Genomic DNA, 17,983 nt, shown 5'->3' with positions numbered 1-17,983 from the left:
GGGTGGCGATACGCGGCAGTGTCGAAACCTCCTTGGCGGAGTTGGCGGCTCGCGTCCGCCGCCGCGCGGAGGGGCATCCCGGTCGGTTTCTACTCGGGATCGCGGGCCCGCCCGGTGCGGGCAAATCGACCCTCGCCCGGGGTATTCGCGACGAACTGAATCTGGCCGCGGGCAGCAGTATCGCCGATGTCGCACCGATGGACGGCTTCCACCTCACCAACACTCAGCTGCGCAGCGCCGGAATCCTCGACCGCAAGGGCGAACCCGACACCTTCGACGCGACCGGTTACGTCACCCTGCTGCGCACGGTCCGTGACACCGCGCCCGGCACCCCCGTGCCCTGGCCCACCTACGACCGCGAGATCCACGAACCCGTCCCGGGCGGGGTCATCGTCGACCGCCAGACCATCGTGGTCACCGAGGGCAACTACCTGCTGCTCGACGACCGCGCCCATCCGGACTGGTCGGGCGTGCGGCCCCTGCTGGACGAGACCTGGTATCTGGACGTGCCCCGGCTGATCATCGAACAACGCCTGCTGCGCAGGCATATTCGCGGCGGACGCACCCCGGAGGCGGCGAAAACCAAAGTGGCCCACAGTGACCTGCGCAATGCCGCCTTGGTGGAAACCACCCGCTCCCGGGCCGATCTGGTGCTGCGCAAGGCCGGTCGCGGCTACCGCATCGACTGAAAGTCGCCTACCGCATCGACTGAAAGCCGGCTACCGCATCGACTGAAAGTCGTAGTGCCGCATCCATTCCCGGGTGCCGGGGAAGCGGCAGGACAGGGTGGCCACCTCGGCGGCGTGCTCGAGTGCCAGCGGGAAGTCCTGGCCACGCGCGGAGAAGTAGCAGAAAGCGCCGTGCAGAATGTCGCCCGCACCGAGCGTGTCGACGATGCCGTCGGCGGCCACCTCGATCACGCCCCGGCCTTCGGGTGTCGAATAGCGGATCGGCCCGCCGCCGTTCGTGATCGCGACCAGCCGCGGGCCGGTGGCGTGCAGGAAGTCGATCACCGCGTCGGTATCGCCGTCCAGTTCCGGCGGGGTGAAGGCGTCCGAGCAGATCGCGATATCGATGTCCGGCAGGAGCTTCCGGTGGATTTCTTCCCGCCAGCGGCCACCGTCGAGCACCACCGGTACGTCTCCGGCGGTGTCGGCGGCCTCGAAGGCGAGTCGCGGGTAGTGCGCGTCCACCAGCACGATGTCCGCGTCGTCCAGGTAGTGCGATTCCAGGCTGGGGTACGGGTCCATGCCCGAGCCGTCGGTCGAAACGATGGTGCGGGTGCCGGTTTCGGCCGCCACGACGATCGACGAGACGGGCGGCCGGCCGGTCTCGGCGGCCGCCTCGTCCCAGATCTCGACAGACTGTGCGCGGAGATCGGCGCGGATCGACTGTGCCAGTGCGTGGGTGCCGAGGGCCGTCACCAGCATGGTGTGGCGCGTGGACGCCGAGCGGTGCGCCAGGAACGCGTGCGTGATCGCCGCATTGGCGGCCGGGCCGCCCGCCCCGAGGAACAGCCCGTCCGCGCGAGTCTTGGTGTCCTCGAGCGGATACCGGTCGACGGCATAGGACAGATCGAGTGTCGACAATCCGACGAATACCGCACTCCGGTCACCCATGCCGCCGACCCTACGGTGTTGCCGACGCGAATATCGCTGTGCTAGTCGCGCACCCGGTGCTCGTAGGCCTTGCGAGCGTCGGAGTCCACATCGTCGAGGAACGCGGACTGCGCGCCCAGCGCCCGCCCGATGGCATCGCCCACCGACTGCGGCAGGAACCCCACCACCTGCGAGATGATGCCCGCCACCGCGGTCACCCGGACCTTGGAGCGCGGCGCCACGATCAGCTTGGTGATGGCGTCCGCGATCTCCTCCGGCTCGGCCGGGCGCAACAGCTTGGGGGCCGTGATCCCGGTTCCCAGTTCGGTTTTGGTGAGCGTCGGCAGCACCGAGGAGAACTGCAGCCCGGTGCCCCGGTACTCCTCGCGCAGGGTGTCGGTGAAGCCCAGCACCGCATGCTTGCTGGCGTTGTAGGTAGCGAGGCCCGGAATGTGGGTCTCGCCCGCCAGCGACGCGATATTGATGACCTGCCCGCGCCCACGCGGCAGCATGCGCGCGATGGCCAGCTTGGAACCCAGGATCACGCCGTACACATTGATGTCGAGAATGCGGCGGGTGATCTCGTCCGGCTCGTCCACCACGCGCCCGGTCGGCATGATCCCGGCATTGTTGATCAGCACGTCGATCGGGCCGAGCTGCTTCTCCACCGCGTCGAGGAACTCCTCGAACGACTGGTGGTCGGTGACGTCCAGCTTGCCGTACACGTCGAAACCCCGTGCGGCACCCGACTCTTTCACCGTGGTCTCGTCGATATCGCCGATGGCGATCTTCGCGCCGAGAGCCTGCAGCGCGGTGGCGGTGGCCAGGCCGATACCGCGCGCGCCGCCGGTGATGACGACGACTTTCCCTGCGACGGTTCCGAAGTCGGTCATCACAGCCCCCGAACGGTCTTGATGATGGCGGGCACGTTCACGCGCCGCAGACCGCGGGTGCCCGCGGCCCGCAGGGCAGCCATGGCGAAGGTCAGCTTGGGCGGCGAATACGGGAACCACAGCGGCTCTTTGGTCTGCGTCGGCAGCAGCGGCTTGGTGATGGCCTGCTGACGGCAGTACTTGCGGACACCGTTGGCGCCGCCCCAGCGCGCGCCGGTGCCGGACAGGCCCCAGCCGCCCATGGGCAGCGCGAAGCTGAACATATTGGCGAATACGTCGTTGATGTTCACCGCGCCCGCGTTCAATTGGCGCGCAATGCGTTCGGCGCGATCCTTGTCGCGCGACCATACCGAGGCCGACAGGCCGTAGATCGAATCATTGGCCATGCGAATGGCTTCCGCCTCGTTCGCCACCTTCATGACCGGCAGGGTGGGGCCGAAGGTTTCCTCGGTCATGCAGGTCATGGTGTGGTCGGCGTCGGCGATCACGGTCGGCTCGAAAAGCGTTCCGACACCGGTGCGCTGACCACCGGTCGTGATCCGCGCCCCCGCCTTGACGGCGTCCTCGACATGGTTCTGCACGATCTGGGCCTGGCTCTCGTTGGCCAGCGCGCCCATGTCGTACTGCGGTTTGCGGCCGTCCACGCCCTGACGGATCTCCTTGACCGCGGCGGTCAGCTTGGTGACGAACTCGTCGTACACCGGCGCTTCCACATACACGCGCTCGACCGAGATGCACACCTGTCCCGCATTGAACATGCCGCCGTAGGCGATGCCGTACGCGGCGCGGTCGAGGTCGGCATCGGCCAGCACGATGGCCGGATCCTTGCCGCCCAGTTCGAGACTGAACGGGATCATGCGCTCGGTGGCCGCGGCGGCGATCTTGCGGCCGGTGGCGGTGGAGCCGGTGAACTGGATGTAGTCGACGGTCTCGACCACGGCCGCGCCGGTCGCGCCCGCGCCGGTGACCACCTCGAACACCGGGGGAGCGCCGATCTCACGCCAGCCGCGCGCCAGCTCGACGGCCGAAAGCGGGGTCACCTCCGACGGTTTCAGGATGACGGCCGCGCCCGCGGCGAGCGCGGGGATCACGTCGATCACCGGCATGGCCAGCGGGAAGTTCCACGGGGTGATCACACCGACCACCTGATACGGCCGGAACACGGTGGTCAGCTGCTTGACCCGGGCCAGCGGGCTGTGCGGCGAAGGGTGTTCGTCGGCAAGGAATTTCGCGGCCCGCCGGGCGTAGTAGCCGGTGAGGTCGACCGAGAACGCCGGGTCGATGAGCGAGTCGACGCGCGCCTTGCCGGTCTCGGACTGCAGCACATCGGCCAGGTGATCGGTGTTGTCCACCAACCAGTCCTGCAGCTTGAGCAGCCACTCCTTACGGCCCTCGGGACCGATGGCCTCCCAGGCGGGCTGGTGCGCGCGCAGTTCGCGGACCTTGGCGGCGACCGTCTCGGCCGAATCGATCGGCACCGTGCCGGCCAGTGCGCCGGTCGCCGGATTCCGGATCTCGAGCTCGGTGGCCGGGGCCTCCGGCTGCTTGTCGGCCTTCACCGCGGTTCCGGCGGCCTTACGGGTCCCGGTCTTGCGAGCGGTGCCCGCGGCAGGTTCGGTATTGGTCACGATATGCCTTCCCCACGTGCGCTACGTTGCGACGGCGAGCTGTGTGGCAGCTCACTGGACTATGATCGTGACACAATTTCGGGGGGCGATGCTTGGCCAATCGGGTCAATTGTTCCGGTCGGTTTTGTGCTCTGAGTACAAGTTGAAGGGTTCGGCATGGCGACGACGGTGAACAGCGCGGAGATCCGGCAGTGGATCGCCGACTTCGTCGCCGAAACCCTCCCGGCCGCCACCCTGGAAGAGGTCGTCACCCGCCTCGACAACGCGATCATCGCCCGCATCCCCGAACTGCGGGACCGCGACATGCGCCGCGACCTCGCCGCCAGCAGCCGCGCCCACGCCGTGGCGGTGCTCAGCGGCCTCACCCAGGACCGCATCGAGTACCCCGTTCCCGAGGAGGCGCACGCCTTCGCCCGCACGGTGGCCCGCCGCGGCTACGACGTGCGCCTGCTGCTGCGCGTCTATCACCTCGGCCAGGAAGCCGTCATCGACTACATGACCGAGGTGCTCGAACAACGGCAACTGCCGCCCGATATCGAAAGATCCGTGCTGCTGCGGCTTTTCGACCGCACCACCCGCTGGGTCAGCACCTCGGTCGAAACCCTCACCGACACCTATATGGCCGAGCGTGAACGCGGCCTGCGCGCCGCCTTCACCCAGCGTGCCGAGATCGTGCGTGCGCTGCTCGACGACGCCGACGTGGACACCGAAAGCGCTTCGGCCAGGCTCGGATACCGGCTCGCTCAGCGTCAGGTGGCGTTGGTGCTGTGGACGGATGCGGACGCCGCGCCCTTGCCGCAGGGTGGCCCGCACTCGGAGAGCAATGGCGAGACGGTCGGTCTGCTGGACCGGATCGTCGCCCGCTACGCCGCGGCCCTCGGCAACGGCAGCCTGCTCACCGTGCCGTCCGGGGCGTCGGCGCTGTGGGCCTGGATCGGAGTGGACGGCGATCTGCCCGAGGCCGCCGACTCGGCCTGGTCGGTGGACGCGCCGGTCCGGGTGGCCGTCGGCGTGCCCGCCACCCATGCCGCCGGATTCCGCGGCAGCCATCGCGAGGCCGTTGCCGCCCGGCACGTCGCCGAGCGGGCCCGCCCGGAATCGCCGCGCGTGCTGCATTACTCGGACGTGGAGGTCGCCTACCTGGCCGGCGCCGACGAGGCCGCCATGCGCGCCCTCGTCGACCGGGAACTGGGCGCGCTCGCCGCACCCGACGCGCAGTCGGCGCGACTGCGCGAAACCTTGCATGCCTATCTGCGTGCCCGCCGCAGCCCGGACGCGGCCGCGAAACTGCTCGGCGTGCACAAGAACACGGTGCGATACCGGATTCAGCGCATAGAGGAACTACTCGGTCACTCTCTCGACCAACGCGGCGCGCGGCTGGAGATCGCGCTCGACTGCGTGGCGGTCTACGGCGTCTGAGCCCCGGCGCTAGCTGGCTTCCTCTTCGACGGAGTCCCGGACGCGACGCCGCACCGGCGCTTCGCCTTCCGAGGCCCGCCGATCAGGCAATTCCGTCAGCAATTGCGTGGTGGCCGCCGCAATGGCCGCCACCGCCTTGTCCACGGCCAGCTTGGTGGCCGTCGTCAAACCCGATACCCCGCCGACCTTGCGCACGTATTCCTGTGCGGCGGCGTAGATTTCCTGCTCCGTGGCAGCCGGTGTCAGCCCGCGCAACAGGGTGATGTTCCCACTCATGCCCCCAGAGGTTAGCGCCCGATTACCCGCTGTGACAGGGCAAGATTCAGACAATTACCTGAGTGTGCCGTCGCGCGCGCCTGTGAAATCCGTACCGAACGGTTTGCCGAGTATTCGCGACGACGCGGCCGGTGTGGCACACGCGATCGGCGAATAGCGGGCCACTCCAAGATCGATGGGGAACAATCGGGGGTATGCCCGCCCGCGACGTTCCCACGCTGACCACATTTCCCTACCCGGAGCTGGACCAGCGCGAGGAAGACCACTGGTCAGGTGCGCAGGTCTCCGACGACGAACTGCGCGCGCTGTCGCTCGGCGGCTTCTACTCCGCGCGCTGGGACGCCTTCCACGACGCGCTGCTGTTGGGTCCCGAACGGGAGCACCCGCTGGGTGATCGCCGCGAACTTGCCATCGACACGCTGACCGGTGCGTGGGGCATCACCGACGGCACCGAGGCGATGGCCTCGATGGAGCAATTGCTCGACGGTATGCACGGTCCGCTCTACGCGCTGGTGCATCCGCTCGTCACCGCGGCCATCAACTCCCCTGAACGCGATCGCTTCGGTGAGCGCGCCGATCGGCATCGCGCATTCCTGCGGCAGGTCGGATCCTTCCGCGGGATGGAGAATCCGGAGGCGCTGGTCCGCGATTACGACATCTGGTCGCAGGCCATCAAACTCGGCCTCACCGATCACCTGGTCCGGCCGCTGCCCACCGATATCCAGGCCTGGGATCTGGCCCGGGTGGTCGCCGTGGCCCGGATGGCCTACACCGCGGGCTATCTCGATGCCGATGTGGCCTGGGACTATCTCATGCGCGCCCTGCCGCAGGCGCAGCGCAAATACCGCAACTGGCGGCAATTCGGTGACGCGTACCTGGCCGGATGGACCTACTGGCAGGCGTGCGAGGACCTCGCGGAACTGAAATCCGGTGGCGTGGACCGGCGCATGGAATTGCTGCGCCTGTGGCAGCGGCCCACCAGTCCGTGGCGTCGCATCAATCTGCAGCCGGACGAATAAACGGTGGTGGGTTGGGGGCTTGGCCCCCAACCATTTTCACCTGTCAGCGAAACTAGTCGGGCAGGGAACGCAGAATCCCGCGCCCGTAGCGCTGGAACTGCGAATCGTCGACCATGCCGAGCGAATGCCGCTCGACCAGTAATTCCCATTCCGAGTACAGCTTGGACACGCCCGGATCGGCGGGCCCGGCGGCGCCGTCGGCCACCTCGCGCTGGATGGCGAAATTCAAAGCGCCCGTGACCCGATCGGTGTCGGCCCGGTCGGTGCCGGAGAAGTGCCAGGTCAGATTGCCGTCGCTGACCTCGACCCCGTACTCGCCGGGCACCGCGGCCTCGGCATCGTCGGTGGTGCGCGCCCATAGCAATGTCGCGATCGGCAACTCGTGCGCGAAACGCTTGCCCGAGCCGAGCGAGACGAAGATCAGCCGCGTGGTGGTGACCGCGAGCAGACCGGTGGCGCGGGGCGCGGGCGGCCGCGTGCTGACCAGTGCGGTCTCCAGCACGTATTCCTCGGGCGTGACATACCGCTGCAGTGCTGCCACAGCCGGTTTCGCGTCCCGCTTGGGCGCCATCCGCCGGACCGCGCGGTCCACGTCGGCGCGGGCGGGCCCGGTGCGACCCCAGGAGGGCGCGGGGGGCGTCAGGTCGGGGGCGGCCACGTCCAGGCGCTGAGTGGCCAGAATCTGATTGTTGATCCGCTCGACGATGACGGTGGCGGCGGGCACATCGTGTTCGGCGATGAGCACCGGCAGCGGGGTCCGGTCGGCGGGAACTCCGGTCAGTACCGGGGTGGGATAGCGCAGATAGATTTCGATGACGACGGCGTCATCGGCGCGCCGGTTCAAACGCACCTTGAGAAGGTCGCTCACCGGCACGTCGAGCACGCGCTCGCCGTCGGTTCCTGGTCGCAGCACCGTCAGTCGCCCGTTGCCGTGACGCACAATCGCCGTGGGTGTCCGTAGCTCGACTATGTCCATACCCCCTGCGCTCTGTTGTGTCGTCGCTCACGATAGGACGACCATGCCATGATTGTGACCACTCGGTCCGACACCAGGGGGTGATCGACCCGATGTGTTGCCGCTGATGGTCGGGGAACCACCCGCGTTCTCCAGCCGTTTACTTGCTGAACTGCACTACCTGCCGAACTGCGCGATGTATCGACTAGACCGTACGCGGTAACGTGGCATGTCCGCATCCGTTCGCGGGAACGGGCGCGCCACGCAAGCATCGCAGGCAAACCGGATACACCCCCCGGAAAGGACTGGCCGCCGGCCGACGCTCTATGAACCGCAAGACTGTGTTCCGCAACCTGGCCATAGTCGCGGGCTTTCTGCTCGTGATCTGGTTGGTCAGCTATTTCAGCAACGACACGCGCGGCTGGCATAGCGTCGATACCTCGGTGGCGCTCTCCCAGCTCCAGGACAAGTCCAATGTCGATTCGGTACAGATCGACGACAAAGAACAGCAACTGCGCATCACGCTGAAGAACGGCAATGATGCGACCAAGGGCGAGACCAAGCTGATCGCCAAATACCCCGGCGGCGGCGAGGTTTCCGCGCAGGTCTTCAAGGCCGCGACGGATTCCGGCGCGAAGGTCAACACCTCCGTCAAGCAGGACTCCTGGCTGAGTCAGATTCTGCTGTTCATGCTGCCCATGGTGGTCCTGCTGGGCCTGTTCATCTTCGTGATGGCGCGCATGCAGGGCGGTGGCCGCGGCGGCATGATGGGCTTCGGCAAGTCGAAGGCCAAGCTGCTGTCGAAGGACATGCCCAAGACCACATTCCAGGATGTGGCGGGCGCCGACGAGGCCATCGAAGAGCTCTACGAGATCAAGGACTTCCTGCAGAACCCGGCGCGCTATCAGGCGCTGGGCGCGAAGATCCCGAAGGGTGTGCTGCTCTACGGCCCGCCCGGTACCGGTAAGACGTTGCTGGCCAAGGCCGTTGCCGGTGAGGCCGGGGTGCCGTTCTTCACCATCTCCGGTTCCGACTTCGTCGAGATGTTCGTCGGTGTCGGCGCGTCGCGTGTGCGTGACCTGTTCGATCAGGCCAAGCAGAACAGCCCCTGCATCATCTTCGTCGACGAGATCGACGCGGTCGGCCGCCAGCGCGGCGCGGGCCTCGGCGGTGGTCACGACGAGCGGGAGCAGACGCTGAACCAGCTGCTGGTCGAGATGGACGGCTTCGGTGAGCGCACCGGCGTCATCATCATGGCCGCCACCAACCGCCCCGACATCCTGGATCCGGCGCTGCTGCGCCCGGGCCGTTTCGACCGGCAGATCCCGGTCGGCAACCCGGACCTCAACGGCCGTCGCGCGATCCTGTCGGTGCACTCCAAGGGCAAGCCGATCTCGCCCGACGCCGACCTCGAGGGTCTGGCCAAGCGGACCGTCGGCATGTCCGGCGCGGATCTCGCGAACGTCATCAACGAGGCCGCGCTGCTCACCGCGCGTGAGCACGGCAACGTGATCACCGGTGCGGCACTGGAGGAGTCGGTCGATCGTGTCATCGGCGGCCCCCGGCGCAAGTCGCGGGTGATCTCCGAGCACGAGAAGAAGATCACCGCCTACCACGAGGCCGGGCACACCCTGGCCGCCTGGGCGATGCCGGATATCGAGCCCGTCTACAAGGTCACCATCCTGGCCCGCGGTCGCACCGGCGGCCACGCCATGACGGTGCCCGAGGACGACAAGGGCCTGATGACCCGCTCGGAGATGATCGCCCGCCTGGTCATGGCCATGGGTGGTCGCGCCGCCGAGGAGCTGGTGTTCCACGAGCCGACCACCGGTGCCTCGTCCGATATCGACCAGGCCACCAAGATCGCGCGCGCCATGGTCACCGAGTACGGCATGAGTGCCCGTCTGGGCGCGGTCCGCTACGGCCAGGAGCAGGGCGACCCGTTCCTGGGCCGGTCCATGGGACAGAACTCGGACTACTCGCACGAGGTGGCTCGCGAGATCGACGAGGAGGTGCGCAACCTCATCGAGGCCGCGCACACCGAGGCGTGGGCCGTGCTCAACGAGTACCGCGATGAGCTGGACTCGCTGGCCACCGCGCTGCTCGAGCGCGAGACCCTGCACCGCAAGGATCTCGAGACCGTGCTCACGACCGTCGAAAAGCGGCCGCGCATCACGGCTTTCAACGATTTCGGTGATCGCGTCCCGTCCGACCGCCCGCCGGTGAAGACGCCGCGCGAGCTGGCCGCCGAGCGCGGTGAGCCGTGGCCGGAAGAGGAGCCGAAGCCCGCGTACCCGGTGGCGCAGCCCGCCAACGGCTACCCGGAGCCGGCCTACGGCGGTGCCCCGCAGTACGGCGCCGGCTACCCGGCCCCCGCCCCGGCGGGCTACCCGCTGCCGCAGGCTCCCGGCTATTCGCGTCCGGGTGCGCCGACGCACGGTTCGCGTCCGGATTACGGCGCTCCGGCCGGTTGGTCGGCGCCGGGCTGGCCGCCGCAGGAGGACGAGTCGCAGACGCCGCAGCCGCGCGGCGCGTACGGCGGCTGGGCGCCCGCGGGCAATCAGCGCTACCAACCGGGCAGCGGTCAGTACCAGCAGCCGGGCTACGGACAGCCGGAGTATCCGGCCACGCCGCCGGCGGCCGGGAATGACGAGGACGACAAGAACGGTTGGGACGGACCGAACGGTCGTCGCTGACCGCGGTCCCGATACGATCGATGGGTTCGCGGCCCGGCTCGGGCCGGGCCCGGCAGCAGGGTGAACACCCTGCGCCGGGCCCGCTCCGAGTGGTCGGCGACCGCGTCCAGGCCGCGAAGAGCATGTGCGGCAAGTCAACACAGGAGGTGTCGATTGTCGGCCACCAACAACACCGTCGTGTCCGGCCCGATCGCGCTCCAAACCGGTCGGCCCTTCGATCAGGAGCGCGCGGAGAACGCCGTGCGCGAACTGCTGATCGCGGTCGGCGAGGATCCGGATCGTCCCGGGCTCGCCGACACCCCCGGCCGGGTGGCGCGCGCATATCGGGAGATGTTCGCCGGACTGTTCACCGATCCGGCCGAGGTGCTCAACACCACCTTCGACGAGGGGCATCAGGAACTGGTGCTGGTCCGCGACATTCCCATGTACTCGACCTGTGAACACCACCTGGTGGCGTTCCACGGTGTCGCGCACGTCGGCTACATCCCGGGCGCGCACGGCCGGGTGACCGGGTTGTCGAAGCTGGCCCGCGTGGTCGATCTGTACGCCAAGCGCCCGCAGGTGCAGGAACGCCTGACCTCGCAGATCGCCGATGCCGTGATGGCGAAGCTGGATCCGCGCGGCGCGATCGTCGTGATCGAGGCCGAGCACCTGTGCATGGCCATGCGCGGCATCCGCAAGCCCGGCGCCTCCACCACCACCTCGGCGGTGCGCGGCACCCTGCAGTCCAACTCCACCACCCGGGCCGAGGCCCTGGACCTGATTCTCCGAAAGTGAGCGCACCGACCATGGCCGAGAGCGGTACGCGGGGGGCCGAATTGGTTGTTCCTCGTGGTGGCCGCTCTTGCGTGGTGATGGGTGTCGTCAACGTCACCAGCGACTCCTTCTCCGATGGTGGTCGTTATCTGGACCCGGGCCTGGCCGTCGCGCACGGCCTGGAGCTCTACGAGATGGGCGCGGACATCATCGATGTCGGCGGTGAGTCGACGCGGCCGGGTGCGGTGCGCATCGATCCGGAAACCGAAGCGGCGCGGGTGGTTCCGGTGATCCGGGCGCTGGCCGCGGCGGGCGTGCCGACCAGTGTGGACACCATGCGGGCGAGTGTCGCCGAGGCGGCCATCGCGGCGGGCGTGTCCATGGTGAACGACGTTTCCGGTGGTCGCGCGGACGCGAACATGGTGAAAGTCGTTGCGGAGAGCCGGATTCCGTGGATTCTCATGCATTGGCGGGCCGAAGCCAACTACGAGCACACCGGCCCGGCCGACGAGTACGACGATGTCGTGACCAAGGTCTGGGAGGAGCTGAACGCGCAGGTCGAGTTCGCCCTTGCGGGCGGGGTTGACCTCGCGCAGCTGGTGCTGGATCCCGGTCTGGGGTTCGCCAAGAACGCCGACCACAACTGGGAGTTGCTGGGCGGCATGTTCTATCGCATGACCGAGATGATGGACGCGGGCCTGCCCGTCCTGATCGGGGCCTCCCGCAAGCGTTTTCTCGGCGGCCTGCTGGCCGACGAGTCGGGTCCGCGGCCGCCGGACGGCCGCGAGGTCGCGACGGCCACCATTTCGGCGCTGGCGGCCGAGCACGGGGCCTGGGGTGTACGGGTGCACGATGTGCGGTCCTCGCTGGACGCCGTCGCGGTCGTGGACGCCACCACGAATGCCGCGCGCAGACTGCGCGAACGGTACCGGCGTGTGGCGGGAGAGAGCTGAGTTGAGCACGGACCGTATCGAATTGCGCGGCCTGCGGGTCTTCGGCCATCACGGTGTCTTCGACTTCGAGAAGCGTGACGGCCAGGAGTTCGTCGTGGATCTGACGCTGTGGACCGACTTCTCGGCCGCGGCCAAGTCCGACGACATCGCCGACACCATCCACTACGGCGAGCTGGCCGATCAGGTGGTGGCGATCGTGGCGGGGGACCCGCGCGATCTCATCGAGACCGTGGTCTCGAACATTGCCGACGAGGTCATGGCCGATCCCCGCATCCAGGCCGTGGAAGTGGTGCTGCACAAGCCCTTCGCGCCGATTCCGCATACCTTCGAGGACGTCCGTGTAGTCACGTCCCGCCGACGCGAGCCTGAGGAGTAGAGCGGTGACCCGCGTAGTCCTGTCCATCGGTTCCAATCTGGGTGATCGGCTGGCGCACCTGCGCAGTGTGGTCTCCGCGCTGGGCCCGCGCCTGGTGGCGGTCTCCTCGGTGTACTCGACGCCGCCCTGGGGCGGGGTGCCGCAGCAGGACTATCTGAATGCCGTTCTGGTGGCCGAGGATCCGGCCCTGGAACCCTCCGACTGGCTCCGGCTGGGGCAGGTGCTGGAGCAGGCCGCCGGCCGCGTGCGCGAGGTCCGCTGGGGCGCGCGCACGCTCGATGTGGACGTGGTGTGGGCCGAGCAGCGTCGCCGCGATGTCCGGGTGGTGGTGCACAGCCTGGATCCGGTACTGACGCTGCCGCATCCGCAGGCGCACAATCGCGCGTTCGTGCTGCTGCCGTGGCTGGAGGTGGAGCCGGACGCGGAGCTGGCGGTGACCGGCACGGCGCGTTCACTGCGAGAGTGGTTGTCGGTCTTGGATTCGGCCGAGGTGGCGGGTGTGCGCCGGACCGAGTTGTCGCTGGGCTGGACCTCATGAAGTCGGAGCTGATGCGGTGAAGCCGACCCGCATTCTGGATCTGAGCGCGAATGTACTGCTGGCGGCGGTCGTGGCCTGGATCGCCACCAATATCGCGTATTCGTCGTTCCCGCCGATCTCGGTGTTCTCCGGCGCCTCGCTGATTCCGGTGGCGCTGCTGGAGGTCGTGCTGGCGTTCGTGATTCGGCAACGTAAGGACAATCACGGGATCGGTCCCGGCGGTTCGGGGCAGTTGCATCCGATCACGGTGGCGCGGGCGGTGGCGCTGGCGAAGGCGTCGGTGCAGGTGGGGTCGCTGGTCGGCGGTATCTGGCTGGGGTTCCTGGTGTGGCTGCTCATGCAGCGCTCGGATCTGCGTGCGGCATCGTCGGATACGCCGGGTGCGGTGGTGGGTTTGGTCGGCGGTGTGGCGCTGGTGGCGGCGGCTTTGTGGCTGGAGTATTGCTGCCGAGCGCCGATCGATCCACCCGATGAAGCAGCTACTTCCTAGCTAACAGATTGGCCATGATGATCGTCAAGGTGGGGGTCCTGGTCGGAAGATCAAGCTACGCTGGCGGACATGGTTTCACCCTCCCGTAGCAGTGCTTCCCGTCGGCGACGGGTGGATGCGGGAAAGTTCTTCACCGGCTTTCTGCTTCTTCTCGGACTGGTTGCCAGCATTTTCCTGATCTTCAGCGACAACGTTCACCTGATTCGGGTGGGCCTGCTGGCGGCGCTGTGGGCGGCCGCCATCGGAGCCCTCGCTGCCACGCGTTTCCGCAGGGAAGCGGCCATCGACAAGGCCAAAGTGGGTGACCTCCAAAAGGTCTACCAACTGCAGCTGGAGCGCGAGGTTGCTGCCCGCCGCGAATACGAGCTCGGCGTCGAGCATCGGGTCCGCCACGAGGTGGGCGCCGACGCCACGGAGATGGCCGCGCTGCGTGCCGAACTCACCGTCCTGCGCGAGAGCCTGCAGCGACTGTTCGACGGCGACCTGCCCTTCGACCGGCCCGCCCTGCGCGCGGATGCCGTTCGCGTCCAAGAACTTCCGAGCCGCGACGCCGACTCGGCCACCGAGACGGCGAACGATAACTGGTCGGAAGCCGATCCCTGGGACCCCTGGTCGTCGCCCGCCGACCAGTCCGAGGACAACGAGGAACCCCGCGCCCGCGCCCCCATCTCGGAGACCGACCTGGCCCCCAAATTCGACCCCGCCCACCCCGAACCCCCGGCCTTCGCCACCCCCTTCGACGACCCGGTCACCGCCGAGACCTCGATCATCACCGACGCCATGCGCGCCGACTACGAGGCCGAACGCACCGCCGCCGAACCGGATCCGGCCACCCCGGCACCCGCACCCGCACCCGCCGCCGCGGCAGTCAACGGCACCGCAAACGGCAACGGCCAGGCCACCATCCCGCGCCTGACCCCCGAGCAGGAGCATTCGACGCCCGTCGGCCGCGCCACTGCCCGTCGCCGTCGCCGCGGCGACACTCCGGACCCGGAGGGCACCCAACGCCTCTCGGTCGCGGAGATCATGGCGAACCTGAAGTCCGAGAACGCCAACTGACACCGAGCCGCCGGAGTTGCCTATCCCACACTGGGTGGCTCCGGCGAATCGGCGGCGATATCCTCGCTCGGTAACGTCCGGTACCCGCAAGGCGGGACTGGAACGAACTTCGAGAGGACAAAGTGACCTCGGACAAGGATGTCTGGAGTGATCCTGCGCCCGCACGCCTGACGGTGGGAATCGTCTCGGCGGGACGCGTCGGATCCGCACTGGGCGCGGCGCTGGAGCGTGCCGGTCATGTCGTATTCGGGGTATCCGCGATTTCGGATGCCTCGCTGCGTCGTGCCGCCACCCGGCTGCCGGATTCCCAGGTCCTGCCCGCCGAGGATGTGGCATCCCGCAGCGAATTGCTGATCCTGGCTGTGCCGGACAGCGAATTGCCCGGCCTGGTGGCCGGTTTGGCGGCGGCGAACGCGGTCCGTCCGGGCACCATCGTGGTGCACACCTCGGGTGCGAACGGGGTCGGAATCCTCGCGCCGCTGACCGCGCTGGGCGCCTTGCCCTTGGCCATTCATCCGGCCATGACGTTCACCGGGCATGACGAAGATATGGCCCGCCTGGGCAATGCCTGCTTCGGAATCACCGCCGCCGACGACATCGGTTACGCCATCGCGCAGTCGCTGGTCATCGAGATGGGCGGCGAGCCGGTGCGGGTCTCGGAGGAGCATCGCACGCTCTATCACGCGGCTCTGGCGCACGGCAGCAATCATCTGGTGACTTTGATCGTGGATGCGGTGGAAGCCCTGCGCGCCGCCCTGTCCGGTCCGGGTCTGCTGGGGCAGCAGGTCATCGACGATCAGCCCAACGGCCTGGCCGAGCGCATGCTGGCCCCGCTCGCGTCGGCTGCCCTCGACAACGCCTTGCGTCGGGGCCCGGCGGCGTTGACCGGTCCGGTCGCCCGTGGCGACGTGGCCGCGGTGGCCGCCCACCTGGCTGCGCTCGAGGCGCTGAATCCCCGCCTGGCAGCGGGTTATCGCGCGCAGTCGCTGCGTTCGGCCGAGCGCGCCCAGACCAATCCCGACCTGATCGATCTCCTGGAAGGACGCTGATGGATCCGAAGCTGATCGGTTCGTACAAGCGCGGCGAGCTGACCGTGCACCACGATCCGGCCGTCATGACCAAGGTCGTCAAGGCCCTGCGTTCGGTGGGCCGCCGGGTCGCGCTGGTGCCGACCATGGGCGCGCTGCACGAGGGCCATCTGGAATTGGTGCGGCTGGCCAAGCTGACCAACAGCACCGTCATCGTGTCGATCTTCGTGAATCCCTTGCAGTTCGGCGCGAACGAGGATCTCGACAAGTACCCGCGCACCCTGGACGCGGATGTGGAACTGCTGCGCGGCGAGGGCGTCGAGCTGGTGTTCGCGCCGAGCGCCAAGGATATGTACCCCTTCGGCCCGCGCAGCACCGTGCAGGCCGGTCCCTTCGGCGACATTCTCGAGGGCGCGACCCGTCCGGGTCATTTCTCCGGCGTGCTGACCGTGGTGTCGAAGCTGTTCAACATCTGCCAGCCGCACGAGGCGTTCTTCGGTGAAAAGGATTACCAGCAGCTGGCTTTGATCCGGCAGATGGTCGTCGACCTGAACATGGATCTGAAGATCGTGCCCGCCGCCACCGTGCGCGACGAGGACGGCCTGGCCAAGTCTTCGCGCAACCGCTTCCTCAGCCCCGAGGAGCGTGAGCTGGCGCTGACGCTGTCGGCGGCGCTGCTGGCGGGCCGGCATGCGGCGGGGCGTGGCCCCGAGGCCGTGCTGGAGACCGCGCAGTCGGTGCTGGATCTGGCCCCGGATATCAAGATCGACTATCTGGCGCTGCGTGGCTCGGACTTCTCCGAGGAGTGGCCCACCGGCAATGCCCGACTGCTGGTCGCGGCCCGTGTCGGCGCCACCCGCCTGATCGACAATATGCCCGTTTCCATCGGCAAGCCGCTCGACGGCCTGCCCACCGTTCCCGACCAGCCTGCCCAGGCATCTCTCTAGGAGGCGACGACGATGTTGCGCACCATGATGACGTCGAAGATCCACCGGGCCACGGTGACTCACGCCGATCTGCACTATGTGGGTTCGGTGACGGTGGATCAGGATCTGCTCGATGCCGCCGACCTGCTCGAGGGCGAGAAGGTCTCGATCGTCGACATCACCAACGGGGCCCGCCTCGAGACCTACGTGATCGCCGGTCAGCGCGGTTCGGGTGTGATCGGAATCAACGGTGCCGCAGCGCATCTCGTGCACCCGGGCGATCTGGTCATCCTCATCGCCTACGGCATGATGGACGCGGCCGAGCTGGAGAACTACGCCCCGCACGTGGTTTTCGTGGACGAGCGCAATCGCCCGATCGAGCTGGGTACCGACCCGGCGCACGCCCCCGAGGGATCGGACCTGATCTCGCCGCGCTCGCTGTCGCTGGCCTGAGCCGCCGAACATGCTGCTGACCATCGATGTCCGCAATACCAGCATCGAGCTGGGCCTGTTCTCCGGCAGCGGGGAACACGCGAAGCTGGTGCGGCAGTGGCGGATGCACACCAATCCGCTGCTCACCGCGGACGAATTCGCGCTGCAGGTGCGCGGCCTGATCGGCGCGGACGCCGATCAGGTGGTGGGGGTTTCGGCCCTGTCCACCGTGCCGCCGGTACTGCGCGAGCTACGCGAGATGCTCTCGCGTTATTGGGGCCATGTGCCGCACGTGCTCGTGGAACCCGGTGTGCGCACCGGTATTCCGTTGCTGGTGGACAATCCCAAAGAAGTCGGTGCGGATCGCATCGTGAATTGTCTTGCGGCATATCACCGTTTCCAGTCGCCGGCCATCGTGGTGGATTTCGGCACGGCGATCTGTGTGGATCTGGTTTCGGGTAAGGGCGAATTCCTGGGCGGCAGTATCGCGCCCGGTATGGAGATTTCCACCGAGGCGTTGATCGCGCGCAGTGCGCTGCGGCGCGCGGAGTTGACCCGGCCGCGTTCGGTGGTGGGCAAGAACAGCATGGAGTGCCTGCAGTCGGGTGCGATCTTCGGTTTCGCGGGCCTGGTGGACGGGCTGATCGACCGTATTCGCGATATCGAGGCCTTCTCCGGTGACGATGTGGCGGTGGTGGCGACGGGTGCCACCGCGCCGCTGATCGTGCCGGAGTCCGAGACCATCGAGCATTACGAGCCGCATCTGACCCTGGACGGTCTGCGGCTGGTGTACGAGCGCAATCAGCAGCGCCGCGCCGCGCGTCCCGGAACCGACGCCCGACCCGGTACAGACCGGCCGGAATAAAAGTGACGCAGTCGTCGCCGGGACCCCCTGTTGATTCCCGGCGTTCCGCTGTTAGACTCGCCGACGTGTCTTTCCG

19 protein-coding genes are annotated in these 17,983 nt (G+C 67.9%); 14 read left to right on the top strand and 5 right to left on the bottom strand.

Features of this window, described 5'->3' with window-relative positions; all coding sequences use genetic code 11:
* The first annotated feature begins 2 nt into the window (after positions 1 to 2).
* On the top strand, positions 3 to 689 hold the full coding sequence (locus ACFXHA_RS09395; protein ID WP_379354676.1) for a nucleoside/nucleotide kinase family protein: 687 nt from the start codon (positions 3 to 5) through the stop codon (positions 687 to 689).
* A gap of 30 nt (positions 690 to 719) precedes the next feature.
* Here ACFXHA_RS09395 and ACFXHA_RS09390 read toward each other — a convergent pair whose 3' ends face one another.
* The 3 genes from ACFXHA_RS09390 to ACFXHA_RS09380 are packed head-to-tail and all read right to left on the bottom strand — an operon-like array spanning position 720 to position 4,119.
* Complete coding sequence (locus ACFXHA_RS09390; RefSeq protein ID WP_379354674.1) at positions 720 to 1,619, bottom strand: PfkB family carbohydrate kinase; 900 nt, start codon at positions 1,617 to 1,619, stop codon at positions 720 to 722.
* A 41-nt stretch (positions 1,620 to 1,660) separates the two neighbouring features.
* On the bottom strand, positions 1,661 to 2,491 hold the full coding sequence (locus tag ACFXHA_RS09385; RefSeq protein WP_379354672.1) for an SDR family oxidoreductase: 831 nt from the start codon (positions 2,489 to 2,491) through the stop codon (positions 1,661 to 1,663).
* The gene (locus ACFXHA_RS09380) at positions 2,491 to 4,119 is read right to left on the bottom strand and encodes an aldehyde dehydrogenase family protein (RefSeq protein WP_379354670.1); all 1,629 of its coding nucleotides are present in this window, start codon (positions 4,117 to 4,119) and stop codon (positions 2,491 to 2,493) included. Before ACFXHA_RS09380 ends, ACFXHA_RS09385 begins: the two co-directional genes overlap by 1 nt.
* 156 nt (positions 4,120 to 4,275) lie before the next feature.
* On the opposite strand from ACFXHA_RS09380, the gene ACFXHA_RS09375 reads away from it, so the two are divergent.
* Positions 4,276 to 5,538 (top strand): PucR family transcriptional regulator, encoded by a 1,263-nt coding sequence (locus tag ACFXHA_RS09375; RefSeq protein ID WP_379354668.1) that lies wholly within the window; start codon positions 4,276 to 4,278, stop codon positions 5,536 to 5,538.
* 9 nt (positions 5,539 to 5,547) lie between these two features.
* On the opposite strand, the gene ACFXHA_RS09370 is transcribed toward ACFXHA_RS09375, so the two are convergent.
* Positions 5,548 to 5,814 (bottom strand): DUF2277 family protein, encoded by a 267-nt coding sequence (locus ACFXHA_RS09370; protein ID WP_379354666.1) that lies wholly within the window; start codon positions 5,812 to 5,814, stop codon positions 5,548 to 5,550.
* 194 nt (positions 5,815 to 6,008) lie between these two features.
* Between ACFXHA_RS09370 and ACFXHA_RS09365 the strand changes: the two genes are divergently transcribed.
* Entirely contained in the window at positions 6,009 to 6,833 is an 825-nt protein-coding gene (locus tag ACFXHA_RS09365) for a DUF1266 domain-containing protein (RefSeq protein ID WP_379354664.1), read from the top strand.
* Between the two features lie 52 nt (positions 6,834 to 6,885).
* Here ACFXHA_RS09365 and ACFXHA_RS09360 read toward each other — a convergent pair whose 3' ends face one another.
* Complete coding sequence (locus tag ACFXHA_RS09360) at positions 6,886 to 7,809, bottom strand: hypothetical protein (protein WP_379354662.1); 924 nt, start codon at positions 7,807 to 7,809, stop codon at positions 6,886 to 6,888.
* 305 nt (positions 7,810 to 8,114) lie between these two features.
* Here ACFXHA_RS09360 and ftsH point away from each other — a divergent pair, with 305 nt between their 5' ends.
* The 11 genes from ftsH (at position 8,115) to ACFXHA_RS09305 (ending at position 17,907) form a co-directional block, all read left to right on the top strand.
* Positions 8,115 to 10,484: an ATP-dependent zinc metalloprotease FtsH gene (ftsH, locus tag ACFXHA_RS09355; protein WP_379354660.1), complete on the top strand. Its 2,370-nt coding sequence runs from the start codon at positions 8,115 to 8,117 to the stop codon at positions 10,482 to 10,484.
* Positions 10,485 to 10,637: 153 nt separating this feature from the next.
* Positions 10,638 to 11,261 carry a GTP cyclohydrolase I FolE gene (gene folE, locus ACFXHA_RS09350; protein ID WP_379354658.1) on the top strand — a complete coding sequence of 208 codons (624 nt, stop codon included), beginning with the start codon at positions 10,638 to 10,640 and terminating at the stop codon, positions 11,259 to 11,261.
* Between the two features lie 77 nt (positions 11,262 to 11,338).
* Positions 11,339 to 12,193, top strand: a complete 855-nt coding sequence (gene folP / locus ACFXHA_RS09345; protein ID WP_379355037.1) for a dihydropteroate synthase — start codon at positions 11,339 to 11,341, stop codon at positions 12,191 to 12,193.
* Positions 12,141 to 12,569, top strand: coding sequence for a dihydroneopterin aldolase (folB, locus tag ACFXHA_RS09340; protein ID WP_379354656.1), 429 nt, complete (start codon positions 12,141 to 12,143; stop codon positions 12,567 to 12,569). Before folP ends, folB begins: the two co-directional genes overlap by 53 nt.
* Before the next feature lie 4 nt (positions 12,570 to 12,573).
* The gene (gene folK / locus ACFXHA_RS09335) at positions 12,574 to 13,107 is read left to right on the top strand and encodes a 2-amino-4-hydroxy-6-hydroxymethyldihydropteridine diphosphokinase (protein ID WP_379354655.1); all 534 of its coding nucleotides are present in this window, start codon (positions 12,574 to 12,576) and stop codon (positions 13,105 to 13,107) included.
* A gap of 16 nt (positions 13,108 to 13,123) precedes the next feature.
* On the top strand, positions 13,124 to 13,597 hold the full coding sequence (locus ACFXHA_RS09330; RefSeq protein WP_379354653.1) for a DUF3180 domain-containing protein: 474 nt from the start codon (positions 13,124 to 13,126) through the stop codon (positions 13,595 to 13,597).
* Positions 13,598 to 13,666: 69 nt separating this feature from the next.
* Positions 13,667 to 14,656 (top strand): DUF6779 domain-containing protein, encoded by a 990-nt coding sequence (locus ACFXHA_RS09325; RefSeq protein WP_379354651.1) that lies wholly within the window; start codon positions 13,667 to 13,669, stop codon positions 14,654 to 14,656.
* Between the two features lie 122 nt (positions 14,657 to 14,778).
* Positions 14,779 to 15,705: a Rossmann-like and DUF2520 domain-containing protein gene (locus ACFXHA_RS09320; protein WP_379354649.1), complete on the top strand. Its 927-nt coding sequence runs from the start codon at positions 14,779 to 14,781 to the stop codon at positions 15,703 to 15,705.
* Positions 15,705 to 16,631 (top strand): pantoate--beta-alanine ligase, encoded by a 927-nt coding sequence (gene panC / locus ACFXHA_RS09315; RefSeq protein ID WP_379354647.1) that lies wholly within the window; start codon positions 15,705 to 15,707, stop codon positions 16,629 to 16,631. The genes ACFXHA_RS09320 and panC overlap by 1 nt, the downstream gene beginning before the upstream one ends.
* Positions 16,632 to 16,643: 12 nt before the next feature.
* Complete coding sequence (panD, locus tag ACFXHA_RS09310) at positions 16,644 to 17,063, top strand: aspartate 1-decarboxylase (RefSeq protein ID WP_379354646.1); 420 nt, start codon at positions 16,644 to 16,646, stop codon at positions 17,061 to 17,063.
* Between the two features lie 10 nt (positions 17,064 to 17,073).
* Entirely contained in the window at positions 17,074 to 17,907 is an 834-nt protein-coding gene (locus ACFXHA_RS09305) for a type III pantothenate kinase (RefSeq protein WP_379354644.1), read from the top strand.
* Positions 17,908 to 17,983 lie beyond the last annotated feature (76 nt).

The sequence above is a fragment of the Nocardia sp. NPDC059240 genome, assembly GCF_042753865.1.
In the GTDB taxonomy this organism is placed as follows: Bacteria; Actinomycetota; Actinomycetes; order Mycobacteriales; family Mycobacteriaceae; genus Nocardia.
This window is presented reverse-complemented; position numbering and strand designations above follow the sequence as displayed.

Bases quoted from the DNA above. Each gene is read 5' to 3' on its own strand.
- ACFXHA_RS09390 (WP_379354674.1), bottom strand. From the start codon at position 1,619: ATGGGTGACCGGAGTGCGGTATTCGTCGGATTGTCGACACTCGATCTG.
- ACFXHA_RS09385 (WP_379354672.1), bottom strand. From the start codon at position 2,491: ATGACCGACTTCGGAACCGTCGCAGGGAAAGTCGTCGTCATCACCGGC.
- ACFXHA_RS09375 (WP_379354668.1), top strand. From the start codon at position 4,276: ATGGCGACGACGGTGAACAGCGCGGAGATCCGGCAGTGGATCGCCGAC.
- ACFXHA_RS09370 (WP_379354666.1), bottom strand. From the start codon at position 5,814: ATGAGTGGGAACATCACCCTGTTGCGCGGGCTGACACCGGCTGCCACG.
- ACFXHA_RS09365 (WP_379354664.1), top strand. From the start codon at position 6,009: ATGCCCGCCCGCGACGTTCCCACGCTGACCACATTTCCCTACCCGGAG.
- ACFXHA_RS09360 (WP_379354662.1), bottom strand. From the start codon at position 7,809: ATGGACATAGTCGAGCTACGGACACCCACGGCGATTGTGCGTCACGGC.
- ftsH (WP_379354660.1), top strand. From the start codon at position 8,115: ATGAACCGCAAGACTGTGTTCCGCAACCTGGCCATAGTCGCGGGCTTT.
- folP (WP_379355037.1), top strand. From the start codon at position 11,339: ATGGGTGTCGTCAACGTCACCAGCGACTCCTTCTCCGATGGTGGTCGT.
- folB (WP_379354656.1), top strand. From the start codon at position 12,141: ATGCCGCGCGCAGACTGCGCGAACGGTACCGGCGTGTGGCGGGAGAGA.
- ACFXHA_RS09325 (WP_379354651.1), top strand. From the start codon at position 13,667: ATGGTTTCACCCTCCCGTAGCAGTGCTTCCCGTCGGCGACGGGTGGAT.
- panC (WP_379354647.1), top strand. From the start codon at position 15,705: ATGGATCCGAAGCTGATCGGTTCGTACAAGCGCGGCGAGCTGACCGTG.
- panD (WP_379354646.1), top strand. From the start codon at position 16,644: ATGTTGCGCACCATGATGACGTCGAAGATCCACCGGGCCACGGTGACT.
- ACFXHA_RS09305 (WP_379354644.1), top strand. From the start codon at position 17,074: ATGCTGCTGACCATCGATGTCCGCAATACCAGCATCGAGCTGGGCCTG.